Source organism: Streptomyces flaveolus (genome assembly GCF_000716535.1).
Taxonomy (GTDB): Bacteria; Actinomycetota; Actinomycetes; order Streptomycetales; family Streptomycetaceae; genus Streptomyces; species Streptomyces flaveolus_A.
Genome location: NZ_JNWV01000036.1, coordinates 86,385 through 102,991, shown reverse-complemented (window position 1 = coordinate 102,991; position 16,607 = coordinate 86,385). Strand labels below are relative to the sequence as shown.

At 71.4% G+C, this 16,607-nt stretch carries 12 protein-coding genes and 2 pseudogenes; 4 read left to right on the top strand and 10 right to left on the bottom strand.

What is annotated here, in order from left to right:
• Nucleotides 1-595 precede the first annotated feature (595 nt).
• The 3 genes from OO52_RS34080 (at nt 596) to OO52_RS34070 (ending at nt 3,369) form a co-directional block, all read left to right on the top strand.
• Nucleotides 596-1,234, top strand: a complete 639-nt coding sequence (locus OO52_RS34080; RefSeq protein ID WP_030938966.1) for an HD domain-containing protein — start codon at nt 596-598, stop codon at nt 1,232-1,234.
• Between the two features lie 125 nt (nt 1,235-1,359).
• Nucleotides 1,360-2,421, top strand: a complete 1,062-nt coding sequence (locus OO52_RS34075; protein ID WP_078877133.1) for a GlxA family transcriptional regulator — start codon at nt 1,360-1,362, stop codon at nt 2,419-2,421.
• 78 nt (nt 2,422-2,499) lie between these two features.
• A complete protein-coding gene (locus OO52_RS34070; protein WP_051854391.1) occupies nt 2,500-3,369 on the top strand; it encodes an alpha/beta fold hydrolase in 870 nt (289 codons plus the stop codon).
• On the opposite strand, the pseudogene OO52_RS54340 reads toward OO52_RS34070, so the two are convergent.
• From OO52_RS54340 to OO52_RS53175, 10 genes and pseudogenes are all read right to left on the bottom strand, one after another.
• Nucleotides 3,299-3,946, bottom strand: a pseudogene (locus OO52_RS54340) (transketolase-like TK C-terminal-containing protein); the annotation flags it as partial. The gene OO52_RS34070 and the pseudogene OO52_RS54340 overlap by 71 nt on opposite strands.
• Before the next feature lie 246 nt (nt 3,947-4,192).
• Nucleotides 4,193-5,566 carry a phosphomannomutase/phosphoglucomutase gene (locus tag OO52_RS34065; RefSeq protein ID WP_030938958.1) on the bottom strand — a complete coding sequence of 458 codons (1,374 nt, stop codon included), beginning with the start codon at nt 5,564-5,566 and terminating at the stop codon, nt 4,193-4,195.
• 5 nt (nt 5,567-5,571) lie between these two features.
• Nucleotides 5,572-7,218: a glycoside hydrolase family 13 protein gene (locus OO52_RS34060; protein ID WP_030938955.1), complete on the bottom strand. Its 1,647-nt coding sequence runs from the start codon at nt 7,216-7,218 to the stop codon at nt 5,572-5,574.
• Nucleotides 7,215-8,435, bottom strand: a complete 1,221-nt coding sequence (locus tag OO52_RS34055; RefSeq protein ID WP_030938952.1) for a Gfo/Idh/MocA family protein — start codon at nt 8,433-8,435, stop codon at nt 7,215-7,217. Before OO52_RS34055 ends, OO52_RS34060 begins: the two co-directional genes overlap by 4 nt.
• Nucleotides 8,432-9,505: a glycoside hydrolase family 130 protein gene (locus OO52_RS34050; protein WP_030938949.1), complete on the bottom strand. Its 1,074-nt coding sequence runs from the start codon at nt 9,503-9,505 to the stop codon at nt 8,432-8,434. The genes OO52_RS34055 and OO52_RS34050 overlap by 4 nt, the downstream gene beginning before the upstream one ends.
• 4 nt (nt 9,506-9,509) lie before the next feature.
• Nucleotides 9,510-10,406, bottom strand: a complete 897-nt coding sequence (locus tag OO52_RS34045; protein ID WP_078864913.1) for a carbohydrate ABC transporter permease — start codon at nt 10,404-10,406, stop codon at nt 9,510-9,512.
• A 1-nt stretch (nt 10,407) separates the two neighbouring features.
• On the bottom strand, nt 10,408-11,367 hold the full coding sequence (locus tag OO52_RS34040) for a carbohydrate ABC transporter permease (protein ID WP_030938943.1): 960 nt from the start codon (nt 11,365-11,367) through the stop codon (nt 10,408-10,410).
• A gap of 9 nt (nt 11,368-11,376) precedes the next feature.
• Nucleotides 11,377-12,648 carry an extracellular solute-binding protein gene (locus tag OO52_RS34035; protein WP_030938940.1) on the bottom strand — a complete coding sequence of 424 codons (1,272 nt, stop codon included), beginning with the start codon at nt 12,646-12,648 and terminating at the stop codon, nt 11,377-11,379.
• A gap of 110 nt (nt 12,649-12,758) precedes the next feature.
• Nucleotides 12,759-13,778 (bottom strand): LacI family DNA-binding transcriptional regulator, encoded by a 1,020-nt coding sequence (locus tag OO52_RS34030; protein WP_030938938.1) that lies wholly within the window; start codon nt 13,776-13,778, stop codon nt 12,759-12,761.
• A 640-nt stretch (nt 13,779-14,418) separates the two neighbouring features.
• A pseudogene (locus OO52_RS53175) lies at nt 14,419-14,649 on the bottom strand (telomere-associated protein Tap); the annotation flags it as partial.
• A gap of 380 nt (nt 14,650-15,029) precedes the next feature.
• On the opposite strand from OO52_RS53175, the gene OO52_RS34020 reads away from it, so the two are divergent.
• A complete protein-coding gene (locus OO52_RS34020) occupies nt 15,030-16,298 on the top strand; it encodes an NAD(P)/FAD-dependent oxidoreductase (RefSeq protein WP_030938935.1) in 1,269 nt (422 codons plus the stop codon).
• Nucleotides 16,299-16,607 lie beyond the last annotated feature (309 nt).

Here is a 16,607-nt window from a genome sequence, read left to right as displayed (position 1 = left end):
GCGGGGACGGACTGCAGAGCGGCGAGGAGACGGCGGACGGGTGGCGTGAGGACCTGGCGGCACCGCGGCGGGCCGGACGGGGCCAGGGCCTGGAGTAACGGCGTGCGCGGTCGTTCGCTCCCGGGCTGGAGCAGGCGCGCCTTCATGTGGCGCGGTACAGGCATCCGGCCCTCCCCCCACACCGGCGGCCGGCAACGACCCGTGATGGGTCCGGCACGAGCACCAGCTCGCGACCATGGCCTCCCGACTGCGAGTGCAAGCCAAGGAACGCAGCTCACCCGGCTCCGGCACCACGTGGCGCGCCATGTGCCGGCCGAACGCAACCCCCAACACCCCAGCTCAAGCCACCACGCGGCCTCAATCACCGATCACGGATTCACACCACCGACCGGGACACGTGGGGCAGGGCCCCGGCGTCTGCCGACACCGGTGGACCACCCCGGGCACGGCTCACCGCCGTCGCCGCCCGCCGAGGTGTGTCCGGATCTGTGGGGCATACGTCCGTTCGGACAGTTCTCACCCTCGGCGTTGTTCAGGGAACGTGGAGGCAAGTCGGAAGCGACAGATGTTTCGACCTTTCCCTTTTGGAGGCACAGTGCCCGAAACGATCGCCGGGATCACGGTCCCGGACACCGCCCTGGTCCGCGAGGCCACCGAACTGGTGCGCCAGTCCGCCGACGACACGCTGTTCCACCACTCCCGCCGCGTGTTCCTCTGGGGGATGCTCAAGAGCGCCGCCCGGGGACTCCAGGTGGACCCCGAGCTCGCCTACGTCGGCGGCCTCTTCCACGACCTCGGGCTGACGGACGACTACCGCACGAAGGACCGCCGCTTCGAGCTCGACGGCGCCGAGGCGGCGTACACCTTCCTGCGCGACCACGGCCGGAGCGAGGAGGAGGCGCGCAACGTCTGGCTGGCGATCGCGCTGCACACCACACCGGAGGTTCCGCTCCACCTCGCTCCCGAGGTCTCCGTGGTGACGCTCGGCGTCGAGACCGACGTCCTGGGCCTGGAACTGGAGCAGATCACCCCGGAGCAGCGTGCGGAGGTCGTGGCCGCCCACCCGCGGCCGGATTTCAAGAACCGCATCCTCCAGGCCTTCTACCACGGCATGGCCGACCGGCCCGACACCACCTTCGGCACCATGAACGACGACGTCCTCGCGCACTTCGACGCCGGCTTCCAGCGCAAGGACTTCGTCCAGATCATCCAGTCGAACGCGTGGCCCGAGTGAACTGATCCCCGGCCCGGGCGAGTGACCTGGTCCGCCGCACCGCCGGCCGAGCCGGCCGACCGGGCCAGGGAACTCCGCCCTCCCGGACGTCCTGGTCTCGCCCAAGGAAAGGAGCCGTCACCCGCATGGCGGTCCACCGTGTTGCCTTCCTCGTGTTCGACGGCGTGAAGATGCTCGACGTCTCCGGCCCCGCGGAGGTGTTCGCCGAGGCCAACACCCTCGGTGCCCGCTACTCGCTGTGTTATGTGTCGCCGTCCGGGAAGCCGGTGCGCACCTCGATCGGCACGCGTCTGCCCGTGGACTCGGCCGCAGCGGACCTCGACGTCGACACACTCGTCGTCTCGGGCGGGGATCTCCTCGTCACCGAGCCGATCCCGCCCGATCTGACCGAGGCCCTGCGGCACCTGCGCGCTCGCGCCCGCAGGCTCGTGTCCATCTGCACCGGCTCGTTCGTCCTCGCTGCCGCGGGCCTGCTCTCGGGGCACCGCGCGACCACACACTGGCGCCACGCCCCATTGCTGGCCCGCGCCTACCCCGACGTGCACGTCGAGCCCGATTCCCTCTTCGTCGAGGATCGTGGCGTCTTCACCTCGGCCGGTGTCACCGCCGGTATCGACCTTGCGCTCTCCCTGGTCGAGCGTGACCACGGTGCGGATCTGGCCCGCGAGGTCGCACGCAGTCTGGTGGTGTTCATGCAGCGCCCGGGAGGGCAGTCCCAGTTCTCCGCCGCGCTGAAGGTGAGCGTGCCCCGCACGCCTGCGCTGAGAGCGGTCACCGACCTGGTCTCCGCGCAGCCCGCACTCGAACACAGTACGGATTCGCTGGCCGTCCTCGTCGGTGTCAGTCCCCGGCATCTGACCCGGCTGTTCAACGCCGAACTCGGCACGACACCGGCCAAATTCGTCGAACGCGTACGGCTCGACCACGCGAAGGCTCTGCTGGACGCCGGTCACAGCGTGGCCGCCAGCGCCCGAGCGGCCGGATTCGGCAGCGCCGAGACGCTGCGGCGCACCTTCGTGGCCCGGCTCGGTGTCTCACCGGGCCACTACCGGGCCCGGTTCGCCACGACGCACTCGGACCCCCGTCGAACTCGGACACCAGCCACCGGCCGGAACGGGACCGGCGGCACCCCGCCGGCTCCGAGGCCCCGGAACGAAGTGTCACAGCCCGCCGAGCGCGACCGCTGACCAGCGCTCGGAAGCCTGCCTCGACCCCGCCGGCGTCCAGCCGGCGCGGGCTGGCTGAAGGAGCTGAGAGGAGTACTGATGGCGACCGGCGTGACGGCGCCCGAGCGCTTGGGGCAGGTGCGGCTGACCGACGGACGCACGCTGGGATGGGCCGAGTGGGGCCCGGCATCGGGTGTGCCGGTGCTGTTCTGCGGTGGTTCAGCGACCGGCCGACGGCTGGGAATGAGCGGCGAGGCCGTGGCAAGGGCCGGCGTTCGTCTCGTGGCCGTCGACCGGCCAGGCCTGGGTGTGTCCGACGCGACGCCCGGGTGGACGCTGAGGGACTGGGCCCGCGACGTCCGCGAGTTCGCTCTGGCCCGCGGGCTGAACGGCCTGGTGGCCATCGGCTATTCGGTGGGCGCACCCTTCGCGCTCGCCTGCGCCGCGGCCGGGACGGTGGTCGGTGCGTCCCTGGTCTCGGGGACGGACGAACTGGCCCATCCCATGTTCACGGGCGCACTCGAACCAGAGGTCCACATGCTGGTGCGCCGTGCGGCGGACGACGTACGGGCCGCCGAGCGGATGCTGCGCGACGCTGCCGGGGCGGAGGCACTGTTCGAGGTGGTGACGGGTGCCGGCGGGGACGGCGACAGGAACGTGTACGGAGATCCCGCTTTCCGGCACGCCTACCGTCGTGCGCTGGCGGAGGGATTCGTACAAGGCGCCGCGGGGTACGCACGCGAGACCGTGCTGGCCATGACGCGTTGGCCCTTCGATCCCGCCGCCGTCTCGGTCCCGGTCGACCTGTGGTACAGCCGACGCGACACGAATCCGTTCCACTCGCCCGACCACGGGGCCTCCCTCGCCGCCCGTATCCCCACCGCCCGGCTCCACACCCTGGAGGACGCGGGAACGGCGCTCGTGTGCCCAGAAAGGCCAGGGTGTGCGGGTGGCCGTCCAGCACGGTGACGAGGGGCGTGGCCCGGTCGGCGGGGAAGACCTGGTCGAGGATCCAGGTCGGGTCCTGCGACAGTCCCCGTCGGGCCTGAAGTGCGCGGAAGAGCAGGTCCGGGCTGGTCACGCACACGACGTCCGCGTCGTGACCGAGGGCGGTGAGCCGGTCGGCGGCGGCCAGTGCCTCGGGGACCAGGGCGCCCATCGCCGCGAGGGTCACCACGGGCTTCTCGTGCTGCCGCAGCCGGTAGGCTCCCGCGGTCACGTGCCGGCGGCGTCGCTCGCGCGCGGCCGGGTCGCCCGGAAGTGCGCCCAGCGCCGCCAGCAGGCACCATTCGGTGTCGATCACGAACGCGGGCTCGTAGGTGACGCAGCCGGGCTGTTCGATGCCCAGGGATGGCGTGGTGACGGACTGGTGGGCACCGCCTTCCGGGGCGAGCGTGACGCCGGAGGGCGTGCCGACCAGGATCGACTGGCCACCGGCGTAGATGCCGAACGACCACGGTCCCAGCGCCCGGTTGACGAAGGGGTCGTAGACCACGCCGATCGGCAGCAGCGGCTGGCCCCAGCGGCTCCAGATCGAGCGCACCTCGACCGCCCTGGCCATGCGGGAACTGGTCTCACGAGTGGTGCGGGGTCTCATGACGCCGCCCGTCTGGAACGCGAAGCCGCAACGGCCGACGGGGACGCGGCGCCGCACGCTCCGCTCATCGCGGAGTTCTGTGCGCGGCCGTCGCGGGTCGGCCCTACGGGTCAGGAGGATGCCGTCTCGCCGCCCCCGTGGAAGGCTCGCCGACGCCACACCGCGCAAAGTGGGGCGATCAGAGCGCCCTGTGCGTCACCGGCGGACGAGCGCCAGTACCTCGTCGGTGATTCGCTGCAGCGTCTGTCTGTCCACGGCCTCCGCGTTGAGCCGCAGCAGCGGTTCGGTGTTGGAGGGGCGCAGGTTGAACCACCAGTCGGCGGTGGTGACAGTCAGGCCGTCGAGTTCGTCGATCTGCGTATCAGGGCCGGTGAACGCCTGCCGCACGGCGGCGATCGTGGCCGCCTGGTCCCGGACCGTGCTGTTGATCTCCCCCGACGCCGCATAGCGCTGGTAGGCGCGGACCAGGTGGGAGAAGGGTTCCGGCCGGCTGCCGAGTGCGGCGACGACGTGCAGGGCGGCCAGCATGCCGGTGTCCGCGTGGAAGAAGTCGCGGAAGTAGTAGTGCGCCGAGTGTTCGCCGCCGAACACCGCGCCGGTGCGCCTCATCTCGGCCTTGATGAAGGAGTGCCCCACGCGCGTGCGGACCGGGGTGCCACCGTGCTCGCGGACGACCTCGGGCACCGTCCTGGAGATGATCAGATTGTGCAGGACGGTACTGCCCGGATGGTCCGCGAGCAGGCGCTCGGCGATCAGAGCGGTGACGGCGGAGGGGGAGACGGACTCGCCGCGCTCGTCGACGACGAAGCAGCGGTCGGCGTCCCCGTCGAAGGCCAGGCCCAGGTCGGCCCCGCCGGTGCGGACGGCGCGCTGCAGGTCGACGATGTTGGCCGGATCGAGGGGGTTGGCTTCGTGGTTCGGGAAAGTGCCGTCGAGTTCGAAGTACAGGGGGACGATCTCCACCGGCGTGTCACGGAAGACCGCCGGCACGGTCAGTCCGCTCATCCCGTTGCCGGCGTCCACCACGATCCGCAGGGGGCGGACCGCGGAGAGGTCGACCAGGCCGCGCAGGTGGGCCGCGTACTCCCCGAGCAGGTCACGGCGGGTGATCGAGCCCGGGGCGCGGCCGGGTGCGGGGAGCCGTTCGCCGGCCGCCCAGCGTTCCACCCGGGCGCGTATCTCCCGCAGGCCGGTGTCCTGACCGACCGGGACCGCTCCTGCCCGGCACATCTTGATGCCGTTGTAGCGGGCGGGGTTGTGGCTGGCGGTGACCATCGCGCCCGCCCGGCCCAGGGTGCCGCTGGCGAAGTACAGCTCGTCCGTGGAGCACAGGCCGATTTCCACCACGTCGGCCCCCTGGCCGGCGGCGCCGCGTGCGAAGGCCCGGGCCAACGCGGGTGAGCTGGGGCGCATGTCGTGTCCGATGACGACCTCGGCCGCGCCGGAGGTCTCGACGAGCGCGGCACCGAAGAGCCGGGCGAGCTCCTCGTCGAGCTGGTCGGGGACGACACCGCGGACGTCATACGCCTTGACCACCGCGGACAGGTCGACGACGGGTCCGTCGTTCACGTCGTTCACTTCGCATGCTCCTCGTGGGTCGTCCATACGGTGGTGTCCTGGGGCACGTGGCGGCCGTCGAGCGGTGCGCTGGACAGCAGCACCCGCTCGCCGTCGTCGAGCGGGACCGGCCGCGCCCCGAAGTTGACCAGGCAGCGCAGCCGGTCCGTACGCCGGAAGGCGAACCACTCCCCGGTCGGGGGGCCCTGCAGCTGCGGGACGGTATCCGCGGCCGGGTGGACGCGCCGCACGCGCAGGGCCGCCCGGTACAGAGCGAGCATGGAAGCCTCGTCCGCCTGCTGTGCGGCGACGGTCAGTCCCGCCCAGTCGACGGGCTGCGGGAACCAGCAGTCTTCGGCGGGGGCGTCGCTGAAGCCGTAGGGCGGGGTGCTGCCTGCCCAGGGCAGTGGCACCCGGCAGCCGTCGCGTCCGCGGTGCCGGTGCCCGGAGCGCTCCCACAGGGGGTCCCGGATCCGGTCGTCGGGGATGTACGCCTGCGGCAGGCCCAGTTCCTCGCCCTGGTAGACGTAGGCCGCGCCGGGCAGGGCCAGCATGAGCAACGCGGCCGCCCGGGCGCGCCGTTCGCCGAGCGCGCCGCCTCCGTAGCGGCTGACCGGGCGGATCGCGTCGTGACTGGAGAGGACCCAGGTGACCGGAGCGCCCACCCCCTGCATGGCGAGTGCCGACTGCTCGACCACCTCGCGCAGCGCGGCCCCGTCCCAAGGGGACTCCAGGAAGGCGAAGTTGAAGGTCTGCTGCATCTCGCCGGGGGCGACGTAGCGGGCGAGCCGCTCGCGGTCGAAGATGCCCGCCTCGGCCACCATCACCCGGTCGTGCGGGGCCACCGCCCCGGCGGGAGCCGGGTGCCGGTCGAGCAGGGCGCGCCAGTCGCGGAACAGCGGGTGCAGTTCGGGCTGGTCGTAGTAGGGCATCAGGTGGTTGCGGTGGATGTCCTCGTGCTGCCCGGGTCCGGCGTCGGGCAGGCCCTCGGCCTTGAACAGGGTGTGGGCGACGTCGACCCGGAAACCGTCGACACCGCGGTCCAGCCAGTGGGTGAGGATGCGCTCGAAGTCGGCGACGACCTCGGGGTGGCGCCAGTTCAGATCCGGCTGTTCGGGCGCGTGCAGGTGCAGGTACCACTGGCCGGGGCTGCCGTCCTCCTCGTCGATCCTGGTCCAGGCGGGGCCACCGAAGGCGGACTGCCAGTCGTTGGGCGGCAGTTCGCCTTTCTCACCGCGGCCGTCCCGGAAGACGTAGCGCGCTCTGGCCGGTGAGCCGGGCGCGGCGGTGAGCGCCTCGCGAAACCACGGGTGGCGGTGCGAGGTGTGGTTGGGAACCACATCGACCAGGACCTTCAGGCCCAGCGCGTGGGCCTTCGCCACCAGCGCCGCGACATCGGCGGGCGTTCCCAGATCGGGGGCGACGCCGGTGTGGTCGGTGATGTCGTAGCCGCCGTCCGCCAGGGGCGAGGGATAGAACGGGGTGATCCACACCGCGTCGACCCCCAGGTGGGCCAGGTGGTCCAGGCGGGCGGTGGCTCCGGGCAGGTCGCCGATGCCGTCCGCGTCGCTGTCGCAGAAGGCACGCGGGTGGATCTCGTAGCAGACGGCCTCCCTCCACCAAGGAATCCCGCCGTCGTCGCCCGTGCCCGTGGGGGCCGTCATCGCACTCCTCCCCCGGCCGGGGCAAGGGCGGGGCGTGCGACGGTCCGCCCGGTCCGCGCGGACCGGGTCGCCGCGTCGGCCACGGCCACCGCCGTAAGCCCGGCGCGTGCGTCGGCCCGTGGCCTGCCGCCGTGTGCGGCGCAGTGCACAAGGTCCGTCATGGCGGCCCGTACGCTCTCGGTGTAGACATGCGGTTTGCGTGCCTCGCCGCCGAGGTCGACGACGCACTCGACGCGGTGCGGCACGCTGCGGGTGACGCCCCGGCCGCGGGCCGGCCGGGGCGAGCCCGCGTCGCGTGCGACGGACACGCTGACGCGTTCCCCGCCGTGCGGGCGCAGCCCGGGCACGGCGAGCAGTTCGGCGGCCCGTCCGGGCAGCGCCTCCCAGCGCGCCGCACCCGCCTCGTCGGTCCACGCCGTGACCGTCGCGTACGTCGGGATCCATCCGGTCACCCGGGCCTCGGCGAAGCCGTAGTCGAGCCGCAGCAGCTGACGCTCGGCGCGATGGGCGTGGGTGAAGGAATGGGCGTGGGTGGCGACCGCTCCGCCGGGGTGGGTGGCCGTGGCCACCACGATGTCCACGGGGCCGCCGTCCCGGCGCACCTCGATGCCCTGCACCTGCAGGGGCTCCGCGCCCATCAGGACGTTGGCGGCGTCGAAGAAATGGACGCCGTGCTCGACATGGATACCGCCGCTGCGCGCCGGGTCCCAGAACCAGTGGTCCGCGCCCAGGTCCTCGTCGGATGCGTCGTTCTCGAAGGCGAACCGCCGCAGCCGGTCCAGCAGGTGCTCCTCCCCCAGCCGCTGGAGCAGTCGCAGCACCGGGTTGTAGCGCAGTACGTGGTCGACGACGAGGACGCCGGGCGAGCGGCGGCTGACCGCCTCGACCCGGGCGGCGTCCTCGACGGTGAGGGCGAGGGGTTTCTCGCAGAAGACGTGCTTGCCGGCTTGGAGGGCGGTGACGGCGGCGTCCGCGTGCGCGGCCGGCGGGGTGGCCACGACGACCACGTCGACGTCCGGGAGGGCGGCGACCTCCTCCACTCCGGTGTGGACCGTAGCGTCGTGTTGCGCGGCCAGTCGCTGAGCGTGCGGGCGGTCGGCGTCGGCGCACGCCACGATGCGGAGTCCGGGGATGTCGCGTATCGCCTCCAGCACGAACGTTCCGAAGTCACCGCAACCGACCAGCGCGACGCCGAGCTCGGTGGGCGCCGCCCTCACTCGGACCGGTCCAGTCGGGCCACGCCGATGTGCGCGTCGGCCATGCCGTAGAAGACGTAGCGCACCCCGTCGATCTCCTCGATCGCGGTCGGGAAGACAACGTTGGGCACGGTGCCGGAACGTTCCTCCTCCGTCTCCGGAGTCATCAGCGGTTCGGACGTGCGCGCCAGGACCCGAGCCGGGTCGGCGGGGTCGAGGATCATCGCCCCGGCCGCGTAGTTGACCGTCTGGGCCTGCGCGAAGGGGTCGTCGATGGTGCCGGAGACGCCGTGGTGGATGAGCAGCCAGCCCTCGTCGACCCGGACGGGGGCCGGACCCGCTCCGATCTTGAGTTCTTCCCAGGGGTGCTCGGAGAGTGCGACCAGGCGGTGGTGGCGGGGCCGGGTCAGGGCGCTCAGGTCCCGCTCGACCTCCTCCACGGGCACGTAGGAGATCCAGATCCCGGGGCGTTCGTCGGTCACGCCCGCGGGCAGGTGCACGCCCTCGCCGGGCCGGAACCAGCCGAGGTCCCACATGGGACGGTGCAGCATCGCGTAGGACGGCGTGCCGTCGGGCCCCGGCACGGGCTCGGGGAAGTGCACGACGTCCTTGTTCGGGAAGAGGTTGAGGTCGGTGTCCAGGTCCGGCTGGTAGGCGAACTGGAGCGGGCCGAGGCGTTCCCAGCGGAGCAGGTCCTTGGAGACGGCGAGGGCGGGCTTGGGGCCGAGCGGTCCGTAGGCCACGTAGGACATGACGTGCAGGCCCAGGGTCTCGATCCAGGTGGTGCGGGGGTCCTCCACGCCGGCGTTGTTCTTGCCGCGTTCCCAGCCGGCGTCGGGTGCGAGGACCACGCCGCGCCGCTCCACCGCGACGGGCACCCCGTCCTCGAGGACGACCTCGGCGAGGCCGATGCGGGAGACGTTGCCCTCGGCGACCAGGCGGGGCAGCAGGTGCAGGGTGCCGTCGGGCGTGCGGCCCGAGGCGGGGTTGAGGACCCCTTCGGCCTCGTGGGCCTCACCGGGCAGGGGGGACATCACGACGCCGAGCCGGGTCAGGGTGTACGGAACGGCGGCGGTGGTGCGGTGGGACACAGGATCAGCCCTTCGTTGCTGAGTCGAGGTCGGTGGAGGTGAAGCGGCTCTGGAAGAGGAGGTAGAGGCCGACCGCCGGGGCGGCCAGCACACAGGCTCCGGCGAGGATGGCGCCGAAGGGGTTGGCCGCGCTGGAGGCGACGGTGCTGATGTAGTTGGCCAGGGAGACGGCCAAAGGCTGCATGTCCTGCCGTTTGGTGACGAGGAAGGGCCACAGGAACTCGTTCCAGGGGCCGGTGAAGCTGAGCAGCACGACCGACAGCAGGGCCGGTCTGCACAGCGGCAGGGCGATGCGGAAGAGGATCTGCAGCTCGCCGGCGCCGTCCATGCGGGCCGCCTCGAACATGGCGGCCGGCAGCTGCAGGAAGAACTGCCGGAAGATGAACACCGCGCTGGTGTTGATCGCGAACGGAAGGATCATGCCGACGTAGGAGTCGGCCAGGCCGTAGTCGCGGACGATCAGGACGTACAGCGGGATCAGCAGGAGCTGGAAGGGGACGACCTGGACCAGCAGGACCAGGGCGAAGGTCGAGCCGCGGCCGCGGAACTGAAGACGGGCCAGGGCGTAGCCGGCGAGCAGCCCGAACACGGTGGTGCAGACGATCACGCCGCCGGTGAAGATGCCGGAGTTCACCAGGGAACGCCCCAGTGAGATCGCCGAGTCGATGGCCGCGTAGTTGTCCACACTGAGGTTGGCCGGGGTCGGGAACGCTCCCGCCGGGCCGGAGTCGGGCTCCTTCTGAAGCGAGCCGATGATCATGTAGTAGAAGGGGAAGAGGAAGGCGAACGCCCCGAGGAGCAGGGCGATCCGCGATCCGAGCGCCCGGGGGCGCCACCGAGGGGCGGGCCGGCTGGAAGCGTGGTTCCCGTGGGCCTGGCGGGGCGTGACGTCGGTGGTCATCTCAGTCCCTCTCCACGAGTCGGCGGTAGACGAGGGAGACGGTGGTGACGAGCACGACGAGGATCACGCCGATGGCCGCGGCCTCGTCCGGGTGCCCCTGCTGGAGACCCCGCTGGTACATCAGCAGTACCGGCGAGGTGGTCGCGCCGTCGGGTCCGCCGCCGCTGGTGAGCAGGTAGGGCTCGGTGAACAGGTTGGCACCGGTGATGGTGGCCAGGATCAGGACCAGGAGGGTGGCCGGGCGGACCGCCGGGACGGTGATCGAGCGGAAGGTGCGCAGCCGGCCGGCGCCGTCCAGGGCCGCGGACTCGTACAGTTCGCGGGGCACGTTCTGCAGTGCCGACAGGTACAGGACCACGAAGAAGCCCAATTGCTTCCACGCCACGAAAATCGCCACGACCGGCATCGCGAGATGCGAGTTGACCAGCCAGGACGGGTCCGGTGCCAGTGAGCCGAGGGTCCGGTTGACCAGTCCGTCGGAGTTGAACAGGAACATCCACACGCCCACGACCGCGACGCTGGCGGTGATGTACGGGATGTAGTACGCCGTGCGGAAGAAGGACCGCAGCGGCAGTTTCCTGTTCAGCGCGGTGGCCAGCACGAGGGAGGCGACGACGGTCAGCGGCACGTTGATGACGAGGAACACGGTGATGTTGGCGAAAGAGTGCCACACATCGGGATCGGTCAGCACCGTCCGGTAGTTGTCCAGCCCGACGAAGGGCCGGTCGACCTGTACGCCGGGCGCGGTGAAGAAGTAGTCGTGGAAGGACATCCACACGGCGAAGCCGAGGGGATAGACGAAGATCGCCACGAGGTACAGCAGGTACGGCGAGACGAACAGCATGCCGACGGGCTGGTGCCCGCCCAGGCGCAGCCGCCACGGCTGCCTCGGCGCCGGCGCCCTCCGCACGGCCCGGGCGGCGTGCCGGGACCGGTGGGTGTCATGGGTGGTGGAGGCCATGGCGGGTGCTCACTGGCCTTCCGCGAGCTTGTCCACCGTGGCCGCCGCGCCCTTCAGGGATGCGGTCAGGTCGCCCTTGCCGAAGATCACGGCCTTGGTGTAGGCGTCGCGGAACGTCTGCCAGATCTCGACGGAGTTGGGGACGTTCGGCGCCTCGACGGTGTGCTCGGCCTGTTCGGCGAAGACCTTGTAGGCCGGGTGGGAGGCGAAGTAGGACGGGTAGGCGGCCGTCAGGCCCGCGCGCATCGGCATCTGGCCGGTCGCCTCCAGCAGCTTGCCGTCCTGCTCCTTGCCGGTGGCGAACTTCAGGACGTCCCAGGCCGTCCCCCGGTTCTTGCAGGAGGTGTACATGCCGATGGACTTCTCGTCGCTGAACGTCCCCTTGCCGGGGCTTCCGTCGGCGGTGGGCACCGGCACGACGCCCCACTTGACCTTGTCGCCGTAGACGGAGACCGCCCAGGGGCCCACGGTGGCCATGGCGGCCTTGCCGTCGGCGAAGGCGTCACCGTTGTAGCTCTCGTTCGGCGCCAGGTGCTCGGCGTACATGGTCTTCCACAGCTGGGCGGAGCGGATGCCCTCGGGGGAGGCGAACTGGGCCTTGCCGTCCTCGACCAGCTGCTTGCCGGTCTGCGCCGCGAACATCGGGTAGTAGTCGAACCAGGACTGGTAGAACTGCGAGGTGGGGGCCGGCCAGATCGCGGCCTTGGCGGCCTTCGCGGCCACCAGCTTGCGCGAGGTGCGCAGGAAGTCCTGGTAGCTGGCGAGCTTGGGGTGCGCCGGGTCCAGCCCGGCCTTCTTGAACAGGTCCTTGTTGTAGAAGATCATCACCGGGTTGCTCTTCCAGGGCATCTGGTAGAACTTGCCGTCCGGTGAGGCGTACTGCGAGAGCGTGCCGCCGACGCGCTCCTGCAGGTACTTCCTGCCGTCGGGGAACTCGTCGAGCGCGACCAGGCCACCCTGCTTCTGGAAGCCCGGTACGGCCGCCGGGGCGGTGTTGAGGACCAGGCACGGGGCGTTGCCGGCGGTGATGGCCGCGCCGATGACCTCCTCGGAGCTCTTGCCCGCGGGGATCTCCTGCGCTGTGATCTTCTCCTTGGGGTGCGCGGCGTTCCACTCCGCCACCATCTGCTTGCCCCACGCCACTTCCTGCGCGTTGTTGGAGTACCAGATGGTGATCGGGCCGCGGGCGTCGGCGGAGGCGCCGGCGTCCGCTCCGCCGCTGCCGCACGCGGAGAGCGCGAGGGCGGCCACCGGCAGCATGGCGAGGAGGGCCTTCTTCATGAGAGGTTCCGTTTCTGGCTGGATGTATCGCTTGCGGTACGGCCCGGCCGGTGCCGGCTCCCGCCCGTCCCGGGGCGGAAGGGCACCTGCGCGCCGCGGGTCTGTCTGTCTCAGCGGACCGGCACGGGGCCGGTGGAGCCGCGCACCACGAGGGCGGCCGGCTCCAGTTCCACGTCGGGGGTGGTTCCGGCCCCGATCAGCTCCACCAGTGCCTGGGCCGATGCCCGGCCCCAGGACAGCGGGTTGGCCCGGCAGGTGGTCAGCGGAGGGCTGGTGTAGGAGGCGAGGGGAACGTCGTCGAATCCCACCACCGACAGGTCGTCGGGCAGCCGCAGTCCGGCGTCCTGGGCGACCGCCATGCCGGCCGTCGCCGACAGGTCGTTGCCGTAGACGATGGCCGTCGGCGGGGTCGGCCGCTCCAGCAGGGCCCGCGTGGCCCGAGCCCCGCCCTCGGCGGTGAAGCCGCCCGGCAGTGCCGTCCCCTGCGGCAGGCCGGCTTCGGCGAGTGCTTCCGCCCAGGCCTGGCGGCGGCGCCGGGCGTGCACGAACTCCTCCGGGCCGGCCACGTAGGCGATGTCCCGGTGCCCCAGGCCGATCAGGTGCCGTACCGCCTCACGAACCGCGGGGCGGTCGTCGAGGTTGACCACGGGCAGGCCGGTGTCGGCGTCCGGTACCCCGACGGCGACGGCGGGCAGTCCCAGCTCCGCGACCAGCGCCGGCCGGGGGTCGTCGGCCCGCAGGTCGGTGAGGAAGACACCGTCGACGCGCTGGTCGGCGGCGAGCCTGCGGTAGGTGTCGACCTCGCTGCCGGGACGGCTCATCTGGAGCATCAGTCCGTCACCGCTCTCGCAGATGACCGCCTCGATGCCCGCCATGAACGCGGGATAGAACGGGTCGGTGCCGATCAGTTCGGGTTCGCGGGCCAGGACCAGTCCCAGGGCGCGGGCCCGCCCCGTGGACAGGGCCCGGGCACTGGTACTGGGCGTCCACCCCAGTTCTTTGGCGGCCGCCCAGACGCGCTGCTGCGTGGCCGACGCGACGCCGGGGCGGTTGTTCAGGACGAAGGAGACGGTCGCGCGGGACACTCCGGCCAGCTTGGCCACATCCGCGATGGTGGGACGACGAGGCATGCGCGTACTGCTTCCTTCCGACAGGAGCCGTTCCTGGGGGGCCTCCCAAGGGACGCCCGCTGCTCGCACCGGAGCCGCACAGCTGAAGCTGGGTGGAACGGGGGGGCCGGCCCAACGTTTGAACCGGTTTAAATGGCTGATCCGTAGGGTCTGCTCCAACAGCGCGACAAGTCAATAGCCGGAAAGAAAACGGCGGCATGCATAACGCTATGTACCGTTATGCCGATTCTTCTGTCGGGCGGAAGGTACGCCGACCGGCGGCGGACACCACCGTGAGCGGCGCACGGCCGGGCGGACGACGGCGATGTGTGCCGTGATCAGGAAACCGCGGCGCACCTCGTGGGATACGGCCTGACTGGAAGATCACACGATCACACCGAGGTCTGCGCCATGCCGCTCGCCCATCCGCGGTACTCGCTCCGGCGCACGGGCCGTCACCCCGCCGAGCATCGTCTCCTGCCGCGGCCGGACACCGCCGGTGAGGGACTCAGGTGTTCCGTGCACGCAGGCCGGGGATGAGGCTGCTGAACAGCCCCAGGGCGCTGAAGGCCGCGAAGACCGGCCGGAGGGCGATCGGGCGTCACGTTAGGCGTGATGCCGTGCTTCCAAGCAGAGGCAGCTGTGCACGAGATGGCTACGGCGGGCTCGCCGGTGAACGTGGCCGGGGCATGGTGGGTTCGGGGTAGAGCTCCGCGAGCTTGTTCAGCAGCCGCGCGTACGCCTCACGCTCAGGGCCACACGGCTCGGTCGGCTCCTTGAGCGACTCCCGGCCGGACACCGTGGCCTGACGCACCTTCAGCGCGGCCACCACTTCGTCCAGCGTCAGCCCATGCGCTTGACGCAACCGCTTCCGCTCCCCCGCCGCCGGCAACGCAGCACGCTACGCGACCAACGCATCCACCGCACCGAACAACTCGGGCCAGCCAGGGCTGCCACCCGGTTCGCCGGTGCCGCCGGAGCCGTGGTCGACGATGAAGCGAGAAGTGGAGCACCGCACACAGATGCCGCAATACCCTCCGCGTCCAACACCTCGTGGAGAAACACGCTGTCGGAGCTGCCTTCGCCGATGGCGACGCACTCGCCGTCGGCGGCCGGGGGGCGGTGCTGTCGGGCAGGTCCGCACGGGTGGGGCAACGAGTCGCCCGCCGCGTTGGCCGGCCGGCTGAGAATCTCGGCGCCACGGCCCCTGCCGGTGAAGATGCGTTGGTATAATGGTATGACACATTGAAGACGGACGAGAGGGGTCACGCGATGACAGGCGGAACGCTCATCGTCGGCGCCAGCCAGGCCGGCCTCCAACTTGCGGACTCCTTGCGACGGTTGGGGGACACGGAACCGATCACCCTCGTGGGCGAGGAGAACCATCCTCCGTACCAGCGGCCGCCCCTGTCCAAGGAGTTCCTGCGCGGTGAGACGGACGCCGAGTCGCTGGCCTTCCGCGCCCCCTCCTACTACGCGGACGCCGGGATCGCGCTCATCAGCGGTGAGCGCGTCACCGGGGTGTCCCTCTCGGCCTCGGGCCGGCCCGGGAACGGTGTCGCGACAACCGCGAGCGGACGCAGCCTGCGGTTCGACCGCCTCGCCCTCACCGTGGGCGCCGGACCCCGCAGGCTCACCGTTCCCGGTGCGGACCTGGAAGGCGTCTGCTACCTGCGCGACCGCGACGACGCGTCCGACCTGCGGGCCCGGCTGGGGTCCGCCTCCCGCGTCGTGGTGGTCGGCGGTGGCTTCATCGGGCTGGAGGCGGCCGCCGTGGCGCGCGCGCTCGGTAAGGACGTCACGGTGGTCGAGGCGGCCGAGCGGCTGATCGCCCGCGCGGTGGCACCCGTGGTCTCCGGGTTCTACCTGCACGCCCACCGGCGACGAGGCACCCGGATCCTGCTCTCGACCGGCGTCACCGGCTTTGACGGCATGGGCGGACAGGTGAGTGCGGTACGGCTGACCGACGGCTCGACACTGCCGGCCGACCTCGTGCTGGTCGGGATCGGCGTCGTCCCCCGCACCGAACTCGCCGATCAGCTGGGGCTCGAGTGCGACGGGGGCATCGTCGTCGACGCCTGTGCCCGCACCAGCCATCCCCATGTCGCCGCCGCCGGAGACTGCACGGTCCAGCCGCACCCCCTCACCGGCCTGGGCCGGGTCCGGCTGGAGTCCGTACAGAACGCGGTGGCACAGGCCACGGCCGCCGCCGCCACACTGCTCGGCAGGTCCGAGCCGACGCGGACGGTGCCCTGGTTCTGGTCGTTCCAGGGCGACCTGAAGCTGCAGATCGCCGGGCTGTCGACGGGTTACGACGCGTATGTCTTGCGGGGTGACCCGGCCGACGAGCGGTTCTCGGTCCTGTACTACCGCGAGGGCGAACTGCTGGCGGTGGACGCCGTCAACAGTCCGGCCGACTACATGGCCGTGCGTCGGGCGCTCGGGCAAGGTGCGACCGTCCCGCCGGACCGGGCGGGCGACCAGGAGACCCCCCTCAAAGCCCTGGTGGTCGCCCGGTCCGATGCTGTGACCGCTCCCTGACAGCAGTGCCGTGGGTCGTCCGGGTCGATGGTGGTCCGGAAGGGCCCGTGCCCAGCGGAGGCCGACTATGGTGAGGTCGAACGAGCCCGGGGACGACGTTCGACGGCGTCGTGACAGGAGACGTGGAGCCTGACGGAGGCCAGCCGTGAATCGTCGTCGTCGGCCTGGAGATCGGCGACCGACAGGGCGATGCGTCAGGCGGTCCGAGACCTTTCGGCGTAGACGGTGAGCCCGGCGGCCGCGATCCGTAGCCGCGCTGCTGCCGGGCGCGCCGTCCGGGCGCGGGCCGCCGCTCAAGGCTCTGCCCGG

Bases quoted from the DNA above. Each gene is read 5' to 3' on its own strand.
- OO52_RS34020 (WP_030938935.1), top strand. From the start codon at position 15,030: ATGACAGGCGGAACGCTCATCGTCGGCGCCAGCCAGGCCGGCCTCCAA.
- OO52_RS34070 (WP_051854391.1), top strand. From the start codon at position 2,500: ATGGCGACCGGCGTGACGGCGCCCGAGCGCTTGGGGCAGGTGCGGCTG.
- OO52_RS34075 (WP_078877133.1), top strand. From the start codon at position 1,360: ATGGCGGTCCACCGTGTTGCCTTCCTCGTGTTCGACGGCGTGAAGATG.
- OO52_RS34060 (WP_030938955.1), bottom strand. From the start codon at position 7,218: ATGACGGCCCCCACGGGCACGGGCGACGACGGCGGGATTCCTTGGTGG.
- OO52_RS34040 (WP_030938943.1), bottom strand. From the start codon at position 11,367: ATGGCCTCCACCACCCATGACACCCACCGGTCCCGGCACGCCGCCCGG.
- OO52_RS34045 (WP_078864913.1), bottom strand. From the start codon at position 10,406: ATGACCACCGACGTCACGCCCCGCCAGGCCCACGGGAACCACGCTTCC.
- OO52_RS34030 (WP_030938938.1), bottom strand. From the start codon at position 13,778: ATGCCTCGTCGTCCCACCATCGCGGATGTGGCCAAGCTGGCCGGAGTG.
- OO52_RS34035 (WP_030938940.1), bottom strand. From the start codon at position 12,648: ATGAAGAAGGCCCTCCTCGCCATGCTGCCGGTGGCCGCCCTCGCGCTC.